The organism is Kitasatospora sp. NPDC048298, assembly GCF_043201465.1.
Taxonomy (GTDB): domain Bacteria; phylum Actinomycetota; class Actinomycetes; order Streptomycetales; family Streptomycetaceae; genus Kitasatospora.
This window is the reverse complement of record NZ_JBICYZ010000037.1, coordinates 58,098-78,168: the sequence shown is the minus strand read 5'-3', so window position 1 is coordinate 78,168 and position 20,071 is coordinate 58,098. Positions and strand designations below refer to the sequence as shown.

The following is a 20,071-nucleotide window of genomic DNA, read 5'->3' as shown; positions in this document are numbered from 1 at the left end:
AGAAAGCGGGGAGAAGTTCCCCGGTACCTTGATCAGGAGCAGTCGTCGTGACCACCACCGCCGAGTCGGCCCGTCCCGCGGGGAGCGCGCGCACGCCGAAGTTGCGTGCCGACGCGAGCCGGAACCGGGAGCGGATCGTGCTGGCGGCCCGGGACGCGTTCGTCGAGCACGGTGCCGATGCGGCGCTGGACGAGATCGCGAAGCGGGCGGGGGTCGGCAACGCCACGCTGTACCGGAACTTCCCGGACCGGGTGGCGCTGATCCACGAGGTGGCGGTGCTCGTCAAGAACCGCGTCCTGGCCCTCGCCGAGACGGCGACGGCGGAGGCGGACGCCCCTGACGGCGACGGCCCGTTCGACGCCCTCCAGCGGTTCGCGCACGCGTCCGTCGAGGAGAAGGTCGGCGGCCTCTGCGCCCTGTTCAGCAACCACGTCGACCCGTACGACCCGGAGTTGACCGACATCCGCAAGCGCCTGCAGGCCGCCGTGGGCGGGCTGATGGAGCGCGCCCTGGTGGCGGGCGAGCTGCGGCCGGACGTCGAGAACGGTGACCTGTTCATCGCGCTGAGCCAGCTGACCCGCCCACTGCCGAACACCTCCTGCCGCCTCCACGACGGGTTCGTCCACCGGCACCTGCAGATCTTCCTGGACGGCCTGCGCGCGCCGGCCGCCTCGGTCCTGCCCGGCCGGGCCGCGACCTTCGAGGACCTCCAGCCCGAGAACTGACCGACCACCAGCACCGACCGCCAGCACCGACCGCCCGGCCGCGCCCCGGCGCGCGCCCCGGCGCCTTCTCCCACCGCACCCCTTCCCGTACGGCAACCCGCCGTTCCCGTACGGCACCCGCACCGTGAAGTGAGTACCCCCATGCCTCAAACCGACGCCCGACCGGCGACGCTGCCCGATCCCCGGCGCTGGAAGACGCTGATATTCATCGGCCTCGCCCAGCTGATGGTCGTCCTCGACGCGACCATCGTGAACATCGCCCTGCCGTCCGCGCAGCACGACCTGGGCATCTCCGACGGCAACCGCCAGTGGGTGATCACCGCCTACGCGCTGGCCTTCGGCGGCCTGCTGCTGTTCGGCGGCCGGATCGCGGACCTCTGGGGCCGCAAGCGGACCTTCATCGTCGGCCTGACCGGCTTCGCCCTGGCCTCCGCGCTCGGCGGCGCCGCGGCCAACACGGCGATGCTGCTCGGCGCCCGCGCGCTCCAGGGCGTGTTCGGCGCGCTGCTCGCGCCGGCCGCGCTGTCCCTGCTCGCGGTGACCTTCACCGAGGCCAGGGAGCGCGCCAAGGCCTTCGGCATCTACGGCGCGATCGCCGGTGGCGGCGGCGCCATCGGTCTGATCCTCGGCGGCCTGCTCACCGAGTACATGAACTGGCGCTGGACCTTCTTCGTCAACATCCCGTTCGCCATCGTGGCCGCCGCGGGCGCCGTGCTGGTGATCCGCGAGCCCGCCGAGGGCCGCAACCGCAACAAGCTGGACGTCCCCGGTGTGCTGCTGGTGACCGCGGGCCTGGTCTCGCTGGTCTACGCCTTCACCCGCGCCGAGTCCGACGGCTGGTCGGCCGGCAGCACCGTGGGCCTGTTCGTCGCGGCCGCCGTGCTGCTGACCGCCTTCGTGCTGGTGGAGCGCCGGGTCAAGGCCCCGCTGCTGCCGCTGCGCGTGGTCCTCGACCGCAACCGCGGCGGGGTGTACCTGTCGCTGGGCATGGCCGTGATCGGCATGTTCGGTCTGTTCCTCTTCCTGACCTACTACCTGCAGATCGTGCTCGGTTACAGCCCGGTGCTGACCGGCGTGGCCTTCCTGCCGATGGTGGCGGGCATGATCACCGGCTCGACCCAGATCGGCGCCCGGCTGATGACCCGGGTCCCGGCCCGCTACCTGATGGCGCCCGGCTTCCTGGTCGCCTCGGTCGGCATGTTCCTGCTGGCCCACATCGGCCTGGACACCTCCTACCCGGCGGTGATCCTGCCCGGCCTGGTCCTGATGGGCCTCGGCATGGGCACCGCGTTCATGCCGGCGATGAGCCTGGCCACGCACGGCGTCCAGCCGCGCGACGCGGGTGTGGCCTCGGCGATGGTCAACACCTCGCAGCAGGTCGGCGGCGCCATCGGCACCGCGCTGCTGAACACCATCGCGGCCAGCGCGACCACCACCTGGCTGGCCTCGCACGCCTCCGGCGCGGTCGCCTCGCCGGAGGCCGCCAAGGTGCTGCAGTTCCAGGGCATGGTGCACGGCTTCTCCACCGCGATCTGGGTGTCCTTCGGGATCCTGGTGGCGGCCGCCGCCGTCGCCTTCACCTTCGTCAACGCCGGCCGGCCGGGTGCCGCGGCGGGCTCGGGCGCGGGCTCGGCGCAGGAGAACGAGGTGCCGGTGCTGGTGCACTGACGCCGGGGGCCTGTCCCTGACGACAGGCTCCGGGGTCGACTCGGGTGCGTACGCGGCCCGTCGGGTGTCTTCCACGACACCGGGCGGGCCGCTCGCCGTTTCCGGAGGACGTTGCCGGAGGGGAGAAAGCTCGCCGCTGCCGGGGCGGAGAGGGGAAGGGGGCACCCCGGCTAGAAGTGGGGAGATCTCCCCGATTATGGTGGCCCCCAGTACGAATCGGGGACCTCTCCCCGTTTCCTTCGGACCGAGGTGCGTACACATGACCCGGAATCAGAGCCCTGGGCGGGGGCAGCGGGCCGCCGACTGGGCGGACGGCCGGCTGGGGATCTACTCCCTGGCCAGGGCGAACCTGCGGAAGATCTTCCCGGACCACTGGTCCTTCATGCTGGGCGAGATCTGCCTCTACACCTTCCTGATCATCATCCTGACCGGCGTCTGGCTGACGCTGTTCTTCAAGCCCAGCATGGGCGAGGTGGTCTACGCCGGCTCCTACGTGCCGCTCAAGGGCGTCCCGATGTCGGAGGCCTACGCCTCCACGGTGGACATCAGCTTCGAGGTGCGCGGCGGCCTGCTGATCCGGCAGATCCACCACTGGGCCGCGATCGTCTTCGTCGCCGCCATGTTCGTCCACATGATGCGGGTGTTCTTCACCGGCGCGTTCCGCAAGCCGCGCGAGATCAACTGGGTCTTCGGCTTCCTGCTGCTCTTCCTCGGCATGCTGGACGGCTTCTTCGGCTACTCGCTGCCCGACGACCTGCTCTCCGGCACCGGCATCCGGTTCATCGAGGGCTCGATCCTCGCCGTCCCGCTGGTCGGCACGTACGTCCAGATGTTCCTGTTCGGCGGGGAGTTCCCCGGCCACGACATCGTGCCGCGGTTCTTCACCATCCACGTGCTGCTGATCCCGGGCATCATGCTCGGCCTGCTGGTGGCGCACCTGATCCTGGTCTTCCACCACAAGCACACCCAGTGGGCGGGCCCCGGCAGGACCGAGAAGAACGTCGTCGGCATGCCGCTGATGCCGGTCTACACGGCCAAGGCCGGCGGGTTCTTCTTCCTGGTCTTCGGCCTCGTCGCGCTGGTGTCGGCGATCGCGACCGTCAACCCGATCTGGGCGTACGGCCCGTACCGTCCGGACCAGGTCTCCACCGACGCCCAACCGGACTGGTACATGGGGTTCGCCGAGGGACTGATCCGGATCATGCCCGGCTGGGAGATCGGGCTGTGGGGGCACACCCTCAACCTCGGGGTGCTCATCCCGTTCGCGCTGTTCCCCCTCGTCCTGGGCGCCATCGCGGTGTACCCCTTCGTGGAGAGCCGGCTGACCGACGACGACCGGGAACACCACCTGCTCGACCGGCCGCGCAACGCACCCGTCCGCACCGCCCTCGGCGCCGCCTGGATCAGCGTCTACCTGGTGGCGCTGATGGCCGGCGGCAACGACCTCATCGCCACCCACCTGCACCTGTCGCTCAACACCATCACGTACGCCGCCCGCGTCGGCTTCTTCGCCGTCCCGGTCGTGGTCTTCGTCGTCGCCAAGCGCTGGTGCCTCGGCCTCCAGCGGCGGGACCGCGACAAGGTGCTGCACGGGCGCGAGACCGGCGTCATCAAGCGCCTGCCGCACGGCGAGTTCACCGAGGTGCACGCCCCGCTCCCACGGCGGGAACTGCACCGGCTCACGGCGCACGAACAGCCCCGCCCCCTCGTCCTGCCCGCCGCGGTGGACGAGAATGGAGTGGCCCGCCCGGCGGGGGTGCTCACCCGCACCCGGACCCGGCTCTCCCGCGGGTTCCACGGCGAGGGCGGCCGGATCCCCAAGCCCACCGCCGAGGAGTACCGCGAGATCAGCGAGGGCCACGGGCACTGACCCGCGCCCCCCGACGGCACAGGGAGGACAGGTGCACCACCGAACCGACCGGCTCGCCGACAGCAGGTACCTCCTGCTCACCACCTTCGGCGAGGACGGAAGCCGGATGGACTCGCAGCTCTGGGTGGTGCCGGACGGCACGGCCCTCGGGGTCTGGACACCGGCCCACTCCGGCGAGGCCGAACGGATCCGCCGCCACCCCCGGGTGCTGATCGGCCCCTGCGACGCCCACGGGCGCCCCACCGGCCGCCGGGTCCCGGCCCGGGCACGGCTCTGCGACGCCGACGACACCGCGCGCTACCGCACCTCGCTGATCAACAAGTACGGCCTGTCGGCGCTGATCGCGCTGGCCCGCAGCCGGCTCCGGGTGGGGCTGGCCGGGGTAGAGAGTACACCCGGGTAACTCCCTGCGGGGGCAGATCTGAGCATGCGAAAGCCCCGCCCGGACCGATCCGGACGGGGCGAGGGGGTCCTACTTGCTGACGATTCGGTGGTGCGGGACTGCCCAGCAGTCGCGGGACCAGTGCCGGTCTATCCCGTCGGTCCAGGGTCGGCAGTCGTTGGCCGTACGGGGGGCGTAGCGGGCTTCGTGGTCACCCGGGGTGAGGATCTGCCACCCGGCCCGCTCGCACTGCCTCAGACCCCGCGCGTTGCCCCTACGGGTGCCGTCCGGGAGATCTTTGATGAATGCCCGAGCCATCAGCCCATCGCCCCCGCGAGATCGTTCGGGCTGGGCAGATCGTAGGCCGTGGCGAACAGCTCGGCTCGGCGGCGCTTCTCGTCCTCGGGGGTCTGGTGACGCTTCTCTGCCTCGGCCTTGATCTTGAGCCACTGCGGCCAAGCTGCCTCGGCGAGGGCGGCGAGTTCGACCCGCTGCACGTCCTCGGGGAGGCTTTCCCAGCGTGCCAGCGCGGGGCTTATCCGCGGGATGTACGGCGGGGGCGGCATGGTCCTGGTGAGGGTGTGCGGGTGGATCGGCCTACCCCATTCGCAGATGTGCCGCGACGGGGCTTCGGGGGTTGCTTCGGGGCGGTGGTGGCCGCGAGCCGGCAGGCAGAGAGCCAGGGCTCGGTGTATGAGCCAGACGATAAGGTGTCGCATGTCGGGCAGCTCCTAGACAGCTGTTCGGCGTAACCCCCGGCGGCCGGTCGCAACGGCCTCGGGGGTTCTTTCGTGCCGACGGTACTCAACATGTCCATACCTGTCCATGGCCATCCATGGCTATGCGTGGTTGCCCGGTACGGCTACGGTCAGAGGGTGTTTGAGTTCAGCCCGTCCCGCCCAAAGTGGGAACAGATCTCGGAGATCATCACCAGCCGGATTGCGACTGGCGAGCTTCAGCCCGACGACAAGCTGTCTGAGGTGGAGCTGACCGCGGAATTTGGCGTGGACAGGAAGACCGTTCGAAAAGCTGTTGCCGCGCTACGGGAAGCCGACGCGGTGGTCACGCGTAAGGGCATGGGCAGCTTCGTGACCCGTCGGGAACCGCGCGAAGAGCAGTAAGCCCCGCCCGCTGGTGATCCAGTGGACGGGGCCTAGAAGGGGCGCAGGGTAGGCAATGGTCGATTAGGATTCGACGCCCGCGCCCGTTGGTCACTGTATCCCGGATGGACTAGCCCGGGCCGAGCGATGCCCCACCCCGGCGATCCCGGACGGGGCCGACGCCGGTCTCAGTGGGGGATGCCCGCGATGATCGAACGGGCTCCCTGCCGGAGGAGTTCGGCGGCGACGCGTGCGCCGAGGACGGCCGGGTCTCCCTGGTGCTCGTCCCACAGCATCGCGTTGGCGAACTTCGAGCCCTCGCGATCGAACACCATGCCGCGCAGCACGAGCTGTCCGTCAGCCTCGGTGGTGCAGTACCCGGCAATCGGGCTGTTGCAGTGCCCGCGCAGGTTGTGCAGTAGCACGCGTTCGGCGGTCACCTCCCGCATGGTCTTCTCGTCGTTGACCTTCTCCAGCAGCGCGGCCACCGGGTGATCGTCCTGTCGGCATTCCAGCCCGAGCACACCCGCACCCACGGCGGGCAGCATCTCATCCATGCCGAGCACGTACCCGGGGCGGTCGATTCCGAGGCGGGCCAGACCAGCGACGGCCAGGATCATGCCGTCCGGCTTCACACCGTCGAGCTTCCTCTTACCGTCCAGCTTTTCGAGCCGACTGCCGACCGCACCGCGCACGCGCACCACCTTGAGATCCGGGCGGGCACGGAGAACCTGGGCCTTGCGGCGAACAGCGGACGACAGGATGTTCGCGCCGGACGGCAGGTCGGCGAGCGACGTGTACTCGGACCCTTCCGGGAACAACAAGACGTCCCGGACGTCCGGCCGCTCCATGTACGCGGCGAAGATCAGCCCCTTCGGGAGCGGCACGTCTCCCGGCACGTCCTTGACGCAGTGCACGGCCATGTCGACGTCCCCGCGCTGCAACATCTGGTCGATCTCGCGGGTGTACAGCCCCTTGCCGCCGAGCTGGGCCAAGTCGCCCTGCCACAGGTCGGCCTCGGTGGTCACCGGTACCACCTCGGTCTGAAGCGCCGGCTCGTGCTCCTTCAGCGCGGCGATCACCATGTCCGTCTGGGCGCGCGCGAGCGGGGAGCTACGCGTACCGATCCGGAGGAGTCGGTCCGGGAAGTCGGTGCTGTTCATCTCAGGTGGTCCTTTCATGTCGGGTCTCTTGATAGGTAACGCGGCCAGGAAGCTGGAGAGGCGACCGGATTCGTGCGGCGACGGCCGGGTGAAGCACCCGCTTGGCTTCCTCACGGGTAGCCCATCGCCAGGCGGACAGTTCCCGCGGTTGCAGCGAAATCCGGTCGGTGTCGGCGGTGCTGAGTATCGGCCCGGCCCACATGAAGACGAGTCGGGCACGAGCGCCAGGGCGACGGGCTTGCGCCCACTCGATCGCGAAGAGGTCATCGGGCTGGAGATCAAGGATGAGCCCCAGTTCCTCGCGCACCTCCCGGCGGGCGGCGTCGAGCGGCGGTTCGTTGGCTTCGACAACTCCGCCGGGCAGGTGCCACGTTCCAAGCCCGGTGGCTTGGACGATCAACAAGCGATCGTTCGGGTCGGTGCACAGCACGTACGACGTGATGGGGTGGCCCGGTGCGGGGGTCGGCACGGTAACTCCTCTCTGTACGGGGCCGCCCGGACCGGCTAGCCATCCGGAATTGCCGGTCCAGGCACGGTCTGTGGGGTGCTACGCGGCGTGCCTCAGGTCGGTTGCCCGCTCGAACGTCCGTGCCAGGGCCTTGCCGAACCTTCGGGCCGCCTTGTCGCCCGCCTCGGACTCGGTGAGCCAGAAGTTGCCCGAGCGCTTCCAGAAGGCGATCGCCGACGGGTGATGCACCAGGTCTTCGAGACCGTGGTGAAGCTCGTCATCGGGCAGGAGTCCCGCCCGGTGCTTCGCCGCCAGCAGCGCGAACACCCGGTTCGTGTGGATCGCCTGCGCCCGTTCCTCGCTGGGAAGTTGTCCGAGCGTCGGGTGGTCCGCGTACCGTTCCGGATGGGCTTCGCCGTCCGACATGAGCCGCTGGTGCATGTTCGCGGCGGCGAGGGAGAGTTGGCGGTACTGGTGGCGGTGGTCGACCACCAGGCGGACGGCGCCGATCCCGGCGAGGAGTCCGGCACCGAGCAACACGGCGTGTGCGGTCCGCATCATCGAATCCAGTTCCGGCACTCGCGGTTGGATGCGGCGCCACAGCCGCACGAGCAGCCGTTCGGGTTGTCGTTCGAGACCATGTTCTTCCTTAGTTGTGGTGGTACTGAGCCCGTCCCGGCCGTGTTCTTGGCAGAGAGCAGCAGCCGGGACGGGGGTCTGTGGGACTACTTCGCGGCGCTGAGTCCCGCGCATTTCAGCGACCAGGTGACGCGCTGCCCGTCGCCGTTGACGTGCTCGAACGACACGACCGTCTGCACGATGACCAGGGTCACCGGGTCGTGCCTTCGCACGCGCCGGAACAGGGTTCCGCGCCGTCCGTCGTGGTGGACGTACACGCTGCCGCGGGGCGGCAGTCCGAGGTCTTCGACGCACCCGCGGTACTTCCGGTACGGGCACTGGCAACTACGGTCGCCGTCCTCTTCTTCTTCGTACAGCCGACACCAGGTGTCACCGTCGCCGTCTTCGTCGGCCTCGGTGAAGTCCGGTGCGATCGGTTCGACGTACCGCACCCGCGTCATGATCACTTTCTCTCTGTGGCTCTGGTGGTCCCGCCCACCCACGACGGGGGTCCTACTTGGGCGGACGGGACCGGGTTGCACCGACCGGAGCAGCCTCCGCGTGTCGGTGCGTTCCCGTTCCGGCCGGCTCACCGCCGGGTCACACCTGCCGGAACGGGTGTCGGTGGGTGCCGCCCCCTGTCCATCTGCCATGACAGCGCAGGGGGCGGCGGGTTCCGGAGCGGACCCACTCCATTCCGGAACCGGCCCGCACCGGGAACCGCCCTCGGGGTTGCGAGCGGCGGTGCGGGGTCGTGCCCCGCTCCGGACGGAATGGCCCCAGCCAAAGTCCGGAGTGGGAGTCTTGGAGCCGGTCCCCCTGGTGGTGTTGCGTCAGAACAGCCGGCCGGGGGACCGGCGTGCGCCACGGGGGAGCAGACCCCGAAGCGCGGAACCCGGCACGACACGGCACCCTTGGGCCGCTAGCCGGGCATGTGCCCGCCCTGGTCAACCGTGGGTCACACGGTGCCCCGCCAGGACGGGGTTTTCCAGAGTGGGCACAGGACATGCCCACGGCTGGAGCTTGGGGCCCGCTCGGGTCACGGCCCTAGGGGGATTACATGGTTCACCATGGAGAGCTGGTGACCGTGCGCACGTGATCCGAGCGGGCAGTCTGTTGGGTCGGAGTGGCCCCGCCCCCCGGTCGTCCGCGTCCGTCCCGACACGTCACCGAGGGGCAGGGGTCGTGCCTCCCGACGGGGCACAGGTTTCCGCCGGGGTCTTGGGGGTCGTCCTGGCTCAGGCTGGGGGACCGAACCAGGACGACCGGTACGCGCGGCGGCGTGCGCGCACCTTCCCGCCGTGGGAGGTCGGCGGGGCACCCGGAGCACCGGGGGGCGTAGGGGCGCTCCGGGAGTTCAGCGGGATCGAGCCGTCGCGCGAGCGGGCCAACAGGCCGTACCACGGGGCGAGTTGAAGCGTGCGGCGGAATCGTCGGCCGTACTGGTCGTAGTGCCAAGGGCACACGGTCAGTATCGTTCGCCGACCCACGGCGGGCACCGGCGCTACGGCGCGCGTCAGCCCGCAGGGGTAGCACCAACCGGCTTCCCAGTGCAGTCCTTCCGGCACTGTCGGCGGTATGCCGGTCTCCGTGTTCACGAACCGGCCCGCCCGTGCCTCGCTCGCCTTCGCATAAGTACCCGTCTTCGGTGCCGCAACCACTCCGCCCACCCGGGTCCGAACACGATCCCGACCATGGCGAGCGCCAAGGCGACGAACCAAAGGAGTCCCGCGGTCTGTCGCGACGGGGCGAACGCGGCGACCAGGGCGACCAGGACGGCGGGAGCGCTACCGACCAGGACGGCCAGGACGACGGCCACCAGGGGTTCGCGCTTCACGCCGGTTCCTCCTGCGGGGCCATGATCATCGGATGGTAGGAGAGTCGGCCGTAAGACCGGTGCTCGGGGTGCACCTTTGCGTGCGTGAACGGGAACTTCTTCGCGGTCTCCAGGTCCGAGCACTCGCCCGAGTTCGCGCGGCACGGGACGCCGTTCTCGTCCTCGCCCTCGCAGAAGATGAGGTGGACCTTTTCCAGGTCCGGGTCCGGCCCGAGCCGCCACACCAGGAACTTGAAGATCCTCCGACCGGCCCGGAGAAACGGGTTGGGGATCTCCGTCATCCGACCCTCACCGCGCGGTGGCGCGCAGTGGTCCAGGCAGCTTCGGCCCTGAGCCGGTCGGACAGATCCGCCGCGCGTACGCCCGAGGGGTCGACGGGCCACGGTTCGCCACCAGCCGGCGGGGCGAGCAGCCACCGGCCGGTTTCGTCCAGCCCGCGGTACTCGCCGACCCGGTCGGCCGCAATGTCGTGCACCAGGTCCCCCACAACCGGCGCCCACAGGTGGGTGACGGTCCCGGACTCCTCGGACTCCTCGGACTCCTCGGACTCCTCGGCGGCGATAGCGGCGGCCCCAATGCGGAGCACGACCGCGAGTCGCGCCGCCGTCTCCGGGGACACCCCGCCGAGCTGAACCAGGAAGTCGGCCCGGCCCCAGGCGGGAAGTTCCACGCTGAGCGACGGCAGCATCAGTCCGGCCGCCTCGGTTGCCTCGATCAGCTCGGCGAGCGCGAGCCCCGCCGTCCTGTGCTCCGCGCTACGCAGCACGTCGACCAGGGACCGGGGGGCGGCCACGGTTGCCGGCTCGGGCTCCGTGGGGGGTGCGGGGGTACGTTTGCGCGTCATGGGGACTCCGTTACGTAGTGCATTGACTACCGGGTGCGCCAACTGTCCTCTAGGCTCCCCCGGTACGCAACATCCCAAATCCGCTTGCTAAGTAGAAAAATTGACCCCATGAACAAGTCCACGCTAGACCCCGGAGCGTCACCCGCGTCTGAGTTTGGCGCCCTTCTCCGCAGCAAGCGCGAGGAACGGGGCTGGTTACAGAAGGACGTCGCACAGATGATCGGTTGCACGCCCACCCACATCTCCCAGATGGAAAATGGTCACCGGCGTGCAACTCCACCCGTGGCTAGGGAACTTGACAAGGCGTTCGCTATGGGGCCGATCTTTACAAACAAGGCGCGCGAGGGCGATCACGCTACGCTTCTCGAAGGCTTCGCTGCCTACGTAGCCGAAGAAGCGAAGGCCACAGAGCTACGCGTGTTCACTCTGGGCATCATCCCCGGTGTTCTACAGACGCTCGACTACGCAAGGGAGATCGCGGCCGGAGCGGTTCGACGCGGCAGCATCACTGCGGAGAGGGCCGACAGGCGGGTTGCGGTTCTCGCGCGCAGGCAGGAGAAGCTGCGGCGCGACCCGCCGCCAGTGATACACGTCGTCTTGGATGAGAGCTGCATCCAGCGGCCGATCGGCGGTGCAGGTGTCATGGGCGATCAGTTGGATGCCCTGGTCGAGTTCGCTGCCATGCCGCACACCATGCTTCAGATTGCCCCGCTGAACCTCGGTGCTGATCGGGCGTTCGATCTCCCGGTGTACATCCTGACCCTCCCAAACCGTGAGCTCATGTGTTACGCCGAGAGTTCGCGACAGGGCAACTTGGAACGGGACAGCGCTGCCGTGCTACCTATCCTCGGGACCTACTATCAGCTTCAAGCCATGGCGCGTTCACAGGCGGACTCTGTGGCTCTGATCAGGGAACGAAGGAAGGAACTGCCGTGACCGCCGAACCTGTGTGGTTCAAGTCGTCATACAGCAGCAACGGCGGAGAATGCGTCGAAGTGTCGGTTAGTGAGCTGCCCGACACCATCCCCGTCCGGGACTCTAAGGTCCCCGAGGGGCCGGTCCTGGTCTTCCCGAGCGCTGCATGGTCGGCCTTCGTCGCCGCTGTCCGCAACGGCGACTTCGGCGACGTCTGACGTACGCGCGTGCTGCCCCGAGGCCCCGCCACCCCTTCCCGGAGTGGCGGGGCTTGCTGTTACGCAGTGAGGGCGAGCAGCTCGGCCACCAGGGTCCGCCGGAGCCTCGGACCCGCGGCGAGGGCGAGCCGAACGGGCACAGGCTCGGCCGGTAGGCGGTCAACCAGGTACAGACCCCAAGCGGGAGCACCGGCAGAACGGCCGGGCAGCTTGCGGACCGCGATGCCGTACCGCGCGGCAACACCGTAGGACTTCAGGCGGGCACCGAGGCGAAACCCAAGGTTCCATGCGTCGCCCTGGTCGTCACGCGACACCAGGAACGTGCGGTCCACGCTCACGCCGCCTCCCACATCGTTGGGGCCGGCTGGTGGCACCCGTACTCGCACCCGGTCCACGGTTCGTCGCCCCACTGTTCCCACGCCCCCGTATAGCGGTTACGCACCCACTCAACCGAGCCGGCGAGCCCCGCCGTGGTCACATCCCGGGCCAGCACGCGGAACTGCTCGTAGGGCACCTTGGATAGCAGTCCGGCGACGACCCGACCTTGAGTCTCCAGGGTCCGCACCAGGTCGAGACATGTCCGAATGGTGCTCTCGGCCAGAATGACGGGCAGCTCGGGGCAAGCTGCCCACGCGACGACCCCTTGATCCCCCCGGACAGCCACCATCACAGTAGTTCGAATCCGAAACTCGTTGCGGTGCGTAACCATGCAACGACGGTAGACCACGCCGCCGACAATCGAAAACCCTTTTCTATATGTGACGCAGATCACTCTTTAAGGCTTCTTTAAGGTATTGCGCATCAGCCATCAGGGCCTCTGACCAGCGCAACTAGCCGCCAGGCGCCGCTCTGGTGTATTGGCGTGCACACGATTGATTGCGTACACGAAAAAATCCCCCCTTGCCGAAGCAAGGGGGGGTCATTTCCGTGACTCAACGTCAATAGCTCATACGTTCGACGGGTGTTGAACGTTCACAGACCGCACGCGCGGTTTCGACAACATCATGACGGACTCGCCGGCTCGGCGGGTCACGGTGGCCACGGTGCGGCCCTCGGAGTCCCGCACGTGGACGTCAACCAGGGCGCCGCACCGGGTGATCTCAACGGTCCCACCGTCGCGAGTTGGGATGATCGTCACGCGGACGCACCCGCCCGGTACAGCTCGGAGAAACGGCTCTTCCCCTTCACGCGGGCTTGCTTGACCTGGTAGGGGGTCACGCCCATGTCGTCGGCGAGCACCTGATCCGGCTGGTCGCCGTAGTAGTTGACCGGCGCAATGCCGTGGTCCGCCTTAAGCACATGACGCTGACGCTCACTCAGCAGACCGAGAACGCGGTGCACCTGGTCGCGAACGATCGTGCGCTTCGTAGTCACATAGTCGGAAGGCTCGACCAGATCAACGGGGACGGACGCGAGAACGGCCACCACGTCCCCGAGGGTGATACCAGACTCCTCCCCCGCGTCCGCACTCTGCGGCCGGTCGAGCGAGTCCGCACCGAGCCAGGAGGTCAGCGCGGCGAATGCCCGTTCGCGGGTCATCTTTCGCGGCCCCATTTCATCCGTACTAGCGATCCGAACAGCTTCGTACGGGTCGCCTCCCGCGAGGGTTATCGCCAGCTCGAAATCACGGGCAGTTCGCTCCGAAACACCGGGTCGCCGGAACTTTCGCCGCTCTTCCGACATGGCCGAGTACAACGCCTGGTCAACGTAGGCCATGAACTTCCGGGGGTTGTCACCCTCGAATGTCTGGAGAACTTCCCACAGACGGATGCGTCCGACCGAGGCAAGATCCTCGGCCAGCGCGTGATCCGCCCAAGTCTCGCTGATTGCAAACTCTCGGGCCCGCTGCTGTATCAGGGTTTCCGCCTCGGCGATGACTGCCGATATGGCAGACAGGTCACCGTTCTGGGCGGCGTTGAGCTGGTCGGAAGTGAAGTTAGTCATTGGGCTGCTCCGTGTCCGGTGTGCTTTGCCCCTTGTGAAGGGCGGAGGTTTCCCGGAACGGGCTGTAAAAAGGGCAGACGTGCCCCATGGCCGTTCATCAATGCGCCTTGAAAAAGGGCATAAAAATGCCCCGTCCCGGATTAGCAGGACGGGGCGTGCGCATTGCCGAATCTCTGCGTGGAACTAGATTCAGCGAATGAACTGTGAAGCGGCAAAGGTGTTATTACGGACTAATGCGGACAGTCGGGGCATACGCCGGAGTTCGTGCCCCGAGCCGATATAAACCGGTGACGCCGAGTAGCAACTACGGCTCCGCATCCTCCCCCGGGATGACCCGCGGCAAGGCCACATCCGCTGTTGGTAGGGGGTACGGCCCGAACTGTCGCTGAGCCGTGATGGCCACGAGCACAACCCTGTGACGGGCCATCAGTAATCGGCGCCGTACAGGCTTCCCCACGACCGCCCGCCTATCTCGGCCTCGGCCACGATGGGCACTCCGTACAGGTCCCACGTCATGCAGCGCTCGAACTCGCGGGCGATCTCCTCCGCATCCTCGCGCGGGGCCGACGCGAGAAACTCGTCATGGATCGGGAGGCGACAGTATTCGAGCAATCCGGCAGCCTCGACATTCAGCATTGCCTGGCCGAGAACGTCCCGCGCAACGCTTTGACAGGCATAATTGACCACGGCATAGCTTCTGTCGCGATCCAAAGGCAACCGCCGGCCGACGGCCGAGATGTAGACCATCCCGTTCTGGAACGCCTCCCGCTGCCAACGACGGGAAGCGCGCCTAATCTCCGGAAAGGCTCGGTCGTACGCGGCCACCGCTTGCGCAATCTCCGCTTCCGACGCACCAGTCTGCCGGGAAATGGTCGTGATCCCGCCGCCGTAAACCTTCCCAAACCCGGCGCCTTTAAATACCTTGCGGTCCTTAGGGGTTGCTGCGTCTCCCTTGATCAGCCGGGCGGTGTAGGCGTGAATATCGAACTTCTCGCCACCACTCAGGAATCCTGATTTCATGCCCTTGACGTCGGCGAGAGCTGCCAACACCCGCATTTCGATCGCCTGAAAATCAGTGGAGATCATGACGTGTCCGGGCTCGGCGAGGATTGCCCGCCTGATCTCCCAATCAGAGGACGGGAGTTGGTGAAGTCCGTCCGTCACAGACATGCGGCCTGTCCGCGCGGCAAGACTCGACACGGCCGGGTGTATGCGCCCCTCGGCCGAGAGCTTCGCCATGAAACCCTCGGCGTACGTCTTGCCCCACTTCACGGCTCTTTTACCCCGAAGTACCGCATCGGCGAGAGCACTTGGCTCCCTGGCGCCGATCCGCTGCCAGTCTCGGTCAAGGTCAGCCATGGGCAGCAGTACGGCCTTGTCGGTCTTGAGTGCGCCGGTCTTCGTGCGCTCGGTCAGGATCTCCCCGAGGGCTAGCAGCGCCTCGGCCACCTGGTCGGGCGACCCGATCTTGACGACCCCGTACCGGGCGGCCACCGCGGCGTACTTCTCGGCTTCCTTGGCGAGCCGGCGGGCGAGCTGCTGCGCGTAGTCCTGGTCAACCAGCAGTCCCGCGCGCTGCATGGTGCTGCACAGGCGCGCGATGTGGTGTTCATACTCGACCAGGCGGGCCGGGACGCCGAGGCGGTGCAGCTCGGCCCGCAGGATGGGCACCAGGCGGGCGGTCAGGATCACGTCCAGACCGGCATAGAGCAAAAAAGTCGGGTGGGTCAATTCGATATTTGCCCAGCCGGTTTCCTTCGTGAACCCGAGGCTGTTGAAAACCTTCGTCAGGCCGTTCTGAGTATCCGGTGCGGACGGGTCCACCCAGCGCGCGGAAAGCGGCTTGAGTGCGGTTCCTATGCCGCCCTCTTGGGGCTGCCTCGGATCGTGGAGCATGGCCAGGATGCGACTGTCCGTGGTACGCGGCGCGAGTTCTTCCAGCGGGATTCCCGCACACCTGTCGAGCACCAACCAGTCATAGGCCGCATTGTGGATCAGGATTTCTCGGCACCGCAGCAGCGCGTCACGGGCATAAGCCGCGTGGTATCCGCCCCGCTCATAGAGGATCACCCACGCGTCGCGCGCGTCCCCGAATTGGACCGTCCGGAGCCGGAAGGATGGTCCATAGATATTCAAGCCCGTGGTTTCTGTGTCCACGGCCACGGGGCCGCGACGCCGGGCCCGGTCGAGCCATCCCCGGAATTCCTGTAGGTCCGCGGGCGTCTCGGGTACGTGCACGGTGATGGTTTCTCCGGCAATCTGGTGCCGGTACTCGATCATGCTTCCCCCCGAAAGCAAAAAGGGGCCGCCCACCCGATTAAGGTGGACGGCCCGGTGTGGTGCTGGTCAGGGCCCGAAAATACCCGGCCCTGTCGGTTCGGGGCCCTGGCCGGCGAGCCGTACGCCCGCCAGTGCAATGCCCCTCTTAGTGGTCTTCCGGACCGCCCCTCTTTCTTCCATCCCGTCATAAAACGTGCGCCGAGTCCACTGCTCCCGCGCAGGCAGGTTTTCTGCCTCGCACCAGGTCAGATATTCATTGAACGCCTCGTTTCCGTTCATGAGAACGCTGTCTTCCGTGCGCTCCAACACACCGGGGAAGAACCCCGCCAACGGGTCGGACGTCTCGCGGTACTCGCGGCTTGCGCCCGTGATGACCTGCGGATCTTGCAGTCCCGACCGGTACCAGTTGACGGCACCGCGCACCGCCCAAGCGGCGATCCCCTCGGCCTCGGCGAGCAACGTCCGGTCTAGGTCGGGATCACGTTCGTCCGGGGCAAAATACCGGGTGAACGGCAGCAACTTGACCCGCCTCCAAAGGCCCTCGTCCTGGCTCTTGAATTTTGGCTTGTGGTTCGTCGCAAGCAGCAGCAGGAAGGACGGACGGAACTCGAAGAACTCTTGGCGCAAGAACCTTGCGGAGATCATGTCCTTACCGGTGACCCGCTTAAGGATCGATTCCGACATTGCTTTCCCGGATTCGCCCTCGCTGGCCATGACCAGGCGGGCCCCGCGGAGGGCTGCCACGTCGTTCGGGATTCCGGCGGACTTGCGCTCTTCAAATGTGCTGAATGGGGTCGTCTTAGTGATTGCCCTGAATACAGACGTGAGGGTATCCACGAGAACTGATTTCCCGTTCGCCCCCTTGCCCCACAGCACGCCGAATGCCTGCTCGGTCACGTGTCCGGTGATGCCGTAGCCGACCAGCCGTTGAATGTAGGCGGGCATCTCCGGCATGCCGGGGAAGATCTCCGAGAGGAACTGTTCCCAGCGCGGGCACTGCGCGTACGGGTCGTAGTCGATATCGAGCCCGTACGTCAGCAGGTCCCCGAGATCGTGCGGGCGGATTACCCCGCTTCGCAGGTCCACCGTGCCGTTCTTGAAGTTGATCAGGTCGGGCTTGTTGTCGAAATCCACGGCGTCAATGGAAACGGACGGGACGGAACAAAGCTCGGTCAGCAGGGCGTCAATCCTGGAAGTCATGGTGAAACCACGTGCTAGCTGGTTCTGGCCGGCGAGCACCAGGGCCGCACCCATGCGGTGGATTTCCTGCCGGACGCGCCGATCCGAGCGGACCCATATCGACCCGTTCCACGTGTAGAAGCCGAGCCCAGAAGCGTGCCGGATCGAGCCGTTCACGAACGCGACCAGGGCATGGGCGTTCATGGCGTCCGACTCCCCGTAGGTGGACACCAGGTCGGACAGGATGCGGGCCGCCTCGGTGCCCTGGTCGCGGGACACCACGTCGACCCCGGTCCGGGTCACCAGCTCGGCCGCCCTGGTGGCCTCTTGGATCTCGACCGGGGCGCGAGCCGGCCGAGCCGACTTCACAGCTCGGTGAAGCGCCGCGGGGAACCCGGCCGCGTCTCGGGCCCGCCAGTCGGTCAAGTCGTCGCCAGAGCACGGGATTTCGAGCACCAGGGCCGTAACGCCGTGCTCGGTCAGCCCCTCGGCGAGCCGGGCGGAGAACCCGGCCCCGGCGGTGTCGTGGTCGCCACAGATCACCACCAGCGAGCCGCGCAGGCCCTCGGCCAACTCCCGCATCAGATCGGGCGAGTTGGCCAGGGAAGCACCACGGACGGCCACCGCGTCGTAGCCGACCCCCACGGCCGTGAGTGCGTCGCCGGGGCCCTCGGTGACCAGCACCGTCCCCCAACCACCGGAGCCGCGCATCACACCGTACGGCGACCAGCGCAGACCAGCCGGGTTGGTCAGTGAAAGCCAGCGTCCCGGGCACCGGCCGGACAGGTCCCGCCCCTGTAGGCCCCGGGGGGCACCGTCGAACCCGATCAAGGGGACGGTCAGCCGCGGGTACGCCGAGTAGGCCCGGGACAGGTGGTCGAACTTGTCGCCCTGGTCGCCCTGGTCGACGCCGACGCGGAGTTCCGCGGCAAGCTCGGGGCCGACCCCGAACCGCTCGGACAAGTACCGGCGGGCCCGATCGGACCACTCGGCGGACCAGTCTCCGAGGGCGAGTGAGCACCGATCCACGTAGGCACCGAGGGCGGCCACCAGGGCGACGGGGACCAGCTGCGGGCGCTCGGCCGGGACCGTGCTGCCGGGGCCCTCGGCGTCGAACAGGTCACCCCACCCGAGCCCGGCCGCCCGGATCACGTCCTCGGTCTTGCAGCCGGCTCGACAGGTGATGCGAACCTTGTTGTCCTCGCCCCTCCAAATCCGCAGCGAGGGCCTCGAATCGGGGTGCGCGGGGCACAGCGCCACGTACCCGCCGTCTGCCTGGTCGGCCACCCCGTCGAACCGATCGAGGACGTCACGGAACTGCATGGGCCCCCCGAACGTCGCGCAGCAGCTCGGCGAACTCCCCGAGGGGCAGCGAGACGTACCACTTGGCGGTATCGATTCCCCGGGCCCGGTACTCCGCCCCGTACAGCCCGGCCGCGTCGTCCACGGGCAGGCCAAGGGTGTTCCGGATCGCCGTCCACGTGCTCACCGAGACGTGCACCCGGCCCGAGGCCACAGGCTTGCCGCGCCGCTTGTGTACGACCACACCGAAGGGATATCCGGCGTTCGCCGCCTCGGTATTCGCCTGCCGGAGCCACGTCGGGACCGACGGATTTCGCACGTCCTTAGCTTCCAGAATGAATGGCCACGCGTGGATATCACCCACGTCTGCGGCACCTTCCTGTGCGGCTCGGCGGACGTTCATCCCGGATGCCGGATGCAGCAGCTTGCCCGACTCATCGGTGAGCCCGAGAAAGCGATTCAGATAGTTCCGGCAAGCGGATTCCCACGCGGTCCCGCGGGCCTTGTTCGGATTACTCATGGTCGATCCACCCCCACAGCAGATACGCCAGGGCGGCAATCAGCCCCAGCAGGCACAGCGCTTCGCCGGCCAGTGAAAGGAAGAGGGCGAGCCCGAATGGCTCGGCCGGGATACTCACGTGCGCTCTCCCTGCCGGACCTGCGCACCCCGCCCCATAGCATGGGCCGCCGCAGCGAGATAGCGCACCCAGTCGAGACGGCGCGTGTACCCGGGCACCAGGACCACCACGTCACCCGGCCCAGCCGACCGCACGTCCCCTAGCGGCGGAGCCGATTCCGCCGTGATTCGAAATTCCATCGCTCCCCCGTAGAATCTTCGTCGTCGTCGCGTTCACCCGTGACGTTAGGAATGACCAGCCGTGCATGTTCGGCCGAAATCCACACAGGCCGCAGTGACCGGCGCTTGGCAAAACCCGACTCAACGCCAGTCGGGCGCACTCGCAGCATTGGGCGGAGTCGGCCGCCTACCAGCTTCGTAGTGACCCGCCGAACAATCGCGTCTGCCATGCGCACGCGGTTTCCGTTGCGTGCCGCGTAGGTGATCAGGTCACCCCTGTACAGTTCCTCGTCGCCGTAGTCGGTGACGACCCCCCGCTTACCCATCGTCGTCCTCGTGCTCGATTTCCAAAAGCTGCGTGAATGCCGCGTATGCCTGCTGCGGCTGCACGGCATTACCAATACACTTGAGTTGCTGACCGCGCGTCAGCCCGGGAATATTAGTGACCCATCCGGGCACAAAACCCATGAGCCATTCCGCAAACACCGAGGTAACCCGGATTCCCCCTCGGGGCCCCTTTTCGGTGGGTGGCGGTGAGGCATAGCCGAACCGCTCTTCCCACTGCCGGATCACTGGGAGGTACGGGCCCCACCATGCGGCAGGTGAATGACGAGTGTCCGCAAATTCATCCCGCCCTGTCGAGCCGGTCCCGTCCCCGGTCCCCCCAGCCCGTCTGAGGCTGTCGGTGTAGGGCAATAGAAAGCAGACCTCATCGGCGAGAGTGGCGCCGTGGGGTTGAGTTCGGAAATTGGCAGACTGGGGGGGGGGGGGGGGGGGGGGGC

The 20,071-nt window shown here is 67.7% G+C and carries 22 protein-coding genes; 7 read left to right on the top strand and 15 right to left on the bottom strand.

Going from position 1 to position 20,071, the window contains the following annotated elements; translation table 11 throughout:
- The first annotated feature begins 47 nt into the window (after window positions 1-47).
- From ACGF0D_RS25805 to ACGF0D_RS25790, 4 genes are all read left to right on the top strand, one after another.
- A complete protein-coding gene (locus ACGF0D_RS25805; protein ID WP_392884546.1) occupies window positions 48-725 on the top strand; it encodes a TetR/AcrR family transcriptional regulator in 678 nt (225 codons plus the stop codon).
- A 141-nt stretch (window positions 726-866) separates the two neighbouring features.
- Window positions 867-2,393: an MFS transporter gene (locus ACGF0D_RS25800; protein ID WP_392920107.1), complete on the top strand. Its 1,527-nt coding sequence runs from the start codon at window positions 867-869 to the stop codon at window positions 2,391-2,393.
- 259 nt (window positions 2,394-2,652) lie between these two features.
- Window positions 2,653-4,263 carry a cytochrome bc complex cytochrome b subunit gene (locus tag ACGF0D_RS25795; protein WP_392920104.1) on the top strand — a complete coding sequence of 537 codons (1,611 nt, stop codon included), beginning with the start codon at window positions 2,653-2,655 and terminating at the stop codon, window positions 4,261-4,263.
- Between the two features lie 31 nt (window positions 4,264-4,294).
- Entirely contained in the window at window positions 4,295-4,666 is a 372-nt protein-coding gene (locus ACGF0D_RS25790) for a PPOX class F420-dependent oxidoreductase (RefSeq protein ID WP_392920102.1), read from the top strand.
- A gap of 296 nt (window positions 4,667-4,962) precedes the next feature.
- Here ACGF0D_RS25790 and ACGF0D_RS25785 read toward each other — a convergent pair whose 3' ends face one another.
- Window positions 4,963-5,364 (bottom strand): hypothetical protein, encoded by a 402-nt coding sequence (locus ACGF0D_RS25785; protein ID WP_392920099.1) that lies wholly within the window; start codon window positions 5,362-5,364, stop codon window positions 4,963-4,965.
- Between the two features lie 156 nt (window positions 5,365-5,520).
- On the opposite strand from ACGF0D_RS25785, the gene ACGF0D_RS25780 reads away from it, so the two are divergent.
- Window positions 5,521-5,766: a GntR family transcriptional regulator gene (locus ACGF0D_RS25780; RefSeq protein WP_392920093.1), complete on the top strand. Its 246-nt coding sequence runs from the start codon at window positions 5,521-5,523 to the stop codon at window positions 5,764-5,766.
- Between the two features lie 167 nt (window positions 5,767-5,933).
- On the opposite strand, the gene hemC is transcribed toward ACGF0D_RS25780, so the two are convergent.
- From hemC to ACGF0D_RS25745, 7 genes are all read right to left on the bottom strand, one after another.
- Window positions 5,934-6,908 carry a hydroxymethylbilane synthase gene (gene hemC / locus ACGF0D_RS25775; RefSeq protein ID WP_392920090.1) on the bottom strand — a complete coding sequence of 325 codons (975 nt, stop codon included), beginning with the start codon at window positions 6,906-6,908 and terminating at the stop codon, window positions 5,934-5,936.
- A 1-nt stretch (window position 6,909) separates the two neighbouring features.
- Entirely contained in the window at window positions 6,910-7,377 is a 468-nt protein-coding gene (locus tag ACGF0D_RS25770; protein WP_392920087.1) for an NUDIX domain-containing protein, read from the bottom strand.
- A gap of 78 nt (window positions 7,378-7,455) precedes the next feature.
- A complete protein-coding gene (locus tag ACGF0D_RS25765; RefSeq protein WP_392920085.1) occupies window positions 7,456-7,917 on the bottom strand; it encodes a DUF6082 family protein in 462 nt (153 codons plus the stop codon).
- Between the two features lie 164 nt (window positions 7,918-8,081).
- Entirely contained in the window at window positions 8,082-8,426 is a 345-nt protein-coding gene (locus ACGF0D_RS25760) for a hypothetical protein (RefSeq protein WP_392920082.1), read from the bottom strand.
- 1,142 nt (window positions 8,427-9,568) lie between these two features.
- Window positions 9,569-9,811, bottom strand: a complete 243-nt coding sequence (locus ACGF0D_RS25755; protein ID WP_392920079.1) for a hypothetical protein — start codon at window positions 9,809-9,811, stop codon at window positions 9,569-9,571.
- Window positions 9,808-10,092, bottom strand: a complete 285-nt coding sequence (locus tag ACGF0D_RS25750; RefSeq protein ID WP_392920077.1) for a hypothetical protein — start codon at window positions 10,090-10,092, stop codon at window positions 9,808-9,810. Before ACGF0D_RS25750 ends, ACGF0D_RS25755 begins: the two co-directional genes overlap by 4 nt.
- On the bottom strand, window positions 10,089-10,655 hold the full coding sequence (locus tag ACGF0D_RS25745) for a hypothetical protein (protein ID WP_392920075.1): 567 nt from the start codon (window positions 10,653-10,655) through the stop codon (window positions 10,089-10,091). Before ACGF0D_RS25745 ends, ACGF0D_RS25750 begins: the two co-directional genes overlap by 4 nt.
- Before the next feature lie 108 nt (window positions 10,656-10,763).
- Here ACGF0D_RS25745 and ACGF0D_RS25740 point away from each other — a divergent pair, with 108 nt between their 5' ends.
- Together ACGF0D_RS25740 and ACGF0D_RS25735 are read left to right on the top strand one after the other, a co-directional pair.
- Window positions 10,764-11,591, top strand: a complete 828-nt coding sequence (locus ACGF0D_RS25740) for a Scr1 family TA system antitoxin-like transcriptional regulator (RefSeq protein ID WP_392920072.1) — start codon at window positions 10,764-10,766, stop codon at window positions 11,589-11,591.
- Window positions 11,588-11,788 carry a DUF397 domain-containing protein gene (locus tag ACGF0D_RS25735; RefSeq protein ID WP_392920069.1) on the top strand — a complete coding sequence of 67 codons (201 nt, stop codon included), beginning with the start codon at window positions 11,588-11,590 and terminating at the stop codon, window positions 11,786-11,788. The genes ACGF0D_RS25740 and ACGF0D_RS25735 overlap by 4 nt, the downstream gene beginning before the upstream one ends.
- A 59-nt stretch (window positions 11,789-11,847) precedes the next feature.
- Here ACGF0D_RS25735 and ACGF0D_RS25730 read toward each other — a convergent pair whose 3' ends face one another.
- From ACGF0D_RS25730 to ACGF0D_RS25700, 7 genes are all read right to left on the bottom strand, one after another.
- A complete protein-coding gene (locus tag ACGF0D_RS25730; protein WP_392920066.1) occupies window positions 11,848-12,126 on the bottom strand; it encodes a hypothetical protein in 279 nt (92 codons plus the stop codon).
- On the bottom strand, window positions 12,123-12,497 hold the full coding sequence (locus ACGF0D_RS25725) for a hypothetical protein (protein ID WP_392920064.1): 375 nt from the start codon (window positions 12,495-12,497) through the stop codon (window positions 12,123-12,125). Before ACGF0D_RS25725 ends, ACGF0D_RS25730 begins: the two co-directional genes overlap by 4 nt.
- A 425-nt stretch (window positions 12,498-12,922) precedes the next feature.
- Window positions 12,923-13,732 carry a hypothetical protein gene (locus tag ACGF0D_RS25720; protein WP_392920061.1) on the bottom strand — a complete coding sequence of 270 codons (810 nt, stop codon included), beginning with the start codon at window positions 13,730-13,732 and terminating at the stop codon, window positions 12,923-12,925.
- Window positions 13,733-14,158: 426 nt separating this feature from the next.
- Window positions 14,159-16,012: a DNA polymerase gene (locus ACGF0D_RS25715; protein WP_392920059.1), complete on the bottom strand. Its 1,854-nt coding sequence runs from the start codon at window positions 16,010-16,012 to the stop codon at window positions 14,159-14,161.
- 66 nt (window positions 16,013-16,078) lie between these two features.
- Window positions 16,079-18,514, bottom strand: coding sequence for a phage/plasmid primase, P4 family (locus ACGF0D_RS25710; RefSeq protein ID WP_392920056.1), 2,436 nt, complete (start codon window positions 18,512-18,514; stop codon window positions 16,079-16,081).
- A complete protein-coding gene (locus tag ACGF0D_RS25705) occupies window positions 18,501-19,013 on the bottom strand; it encodes a hypothetical protein (RefSeq protein WP_392920054.1) in 513 nt (170 codons plus the stop codon). The genes ACGF0D_RS25710 and ACGF0D_RS25705 overlap by 14 nt, the downstream gene beginning before the upstream one ends.
- On the bottom strand, window positions 19,006-19,131 hold the full coding sequence (locus ACGF0D_RS25700) for a hypothetical protein (protein WP_392920051.1): 126 nt from the start codon (window positions 19,129-19,131) through the stop codon (window positions 19,006-19,008). The genes ACGF0D_RS25705 and ACGF0D_RS25700 overlap by 8 nt, the downstream gene beginning before the upstream one ends.
- Between the last annotated feature and the right edge of the window lie 940 nt (window positions 19,132-20,071).

Excerpts from the sequence above, each read along its gene's own strand:
- ACGF0D_RS25715 (WP_392920059.1), bottom strand. The coding sequence starts at position 16,012 with ATGATCGAGTACCGGCACCAGATTGCCGGAGAAACCATCACCGTGCAC.
- ACGF0D_RS25785 (WP_392920099.1), bottom strand. The coding sequence starts at position 5,364 with ATGCGACACCTTATCGTCTGGCTCATACACCGAGCCCTGGCTCTCTGC.
- ACGF0D_RS25795 (WP_392920104.1), top strand. The coding sequence starts at position 2,653 with ATGACCCGGAATCAGAGCCCTGGGCGGGGGCAGCGGGCCGCCGACTGG.
- ACGF0D_RS25740 (WP_392920072.1), top strand. The coding sequence starts at position 10,764 with ATGAACAAGTCCACGCTAGACCCCGGAGCGTCACCCGCGTCTGAGTTT.
- ACGF0D_RS25765 (WP_392920085.1), bottom strand. The coding sequence starts at position 7,917 with ATGATGCGGACCGCACACGCCGTGTTGCTCGGTGCCGGACTCCTCGCC.
- ACGF0D_RS25705 (WP_392920054.1), bottom strand. The coding sequence starts at position 19,013 with ATGAGTAATCCGAACAAGGCCCGCGGGACCGCGTGGGAATCCGCTTGC.
- ACGF0D_RS25720 (WP_392920061.1), bottom strand. The coding sequence starts at position 13,732 with ATGACTAACTTCACTTCCGACCAGCTCAACGCCGCCCAGAACGGTGAC.
- ACGF0D_RS25710 (WP_392920056.1), bottom strand. The coding sequence starts at position 18,514 with ATGCAGTTCCGTGACGTCCTCGATCGGTTCGACGGGGTGGCCGACCAG.
- ACGF0D_RS25800 (WP_392920107.1), top strand. The coding sequence starts at position 867 with ATGCCTCAAACCGACGCCCGACCGGCGACGCTGCCCGATCCCCGGCGC.
- hemC (WP_392920090.1), bottom strand. The coding sequence starts at position 6,908 with ATGAACAGCACCGACTTCCCGGACCGACTCCTCCGGATCGGTACGCGT.
- ACGF0D_RS25745 (WP_392920075.1), bottom strand. The coding sequence starts at position 10,655 with ATGACGCGCAAACGTACCCCCGCACCCCCCACGGAGCCCGAGCCGGCA.
- ACGF0D_RS25750 (WP_392920077.1), bottom strand. The coding sequence starts at position 10,092 with ATGACGGAGATCCCCAACCCGTTTCTCCGGGCCGGTCGGAGGATCTTC.
- ACGF0D_RS25725 (WP_392920064.1), bottom strand. The coding sequence starts at position 12,497 with ATGGTTACGCACCGCAACGAGTTTCGGATTCGAACTACTGTGATGGTG.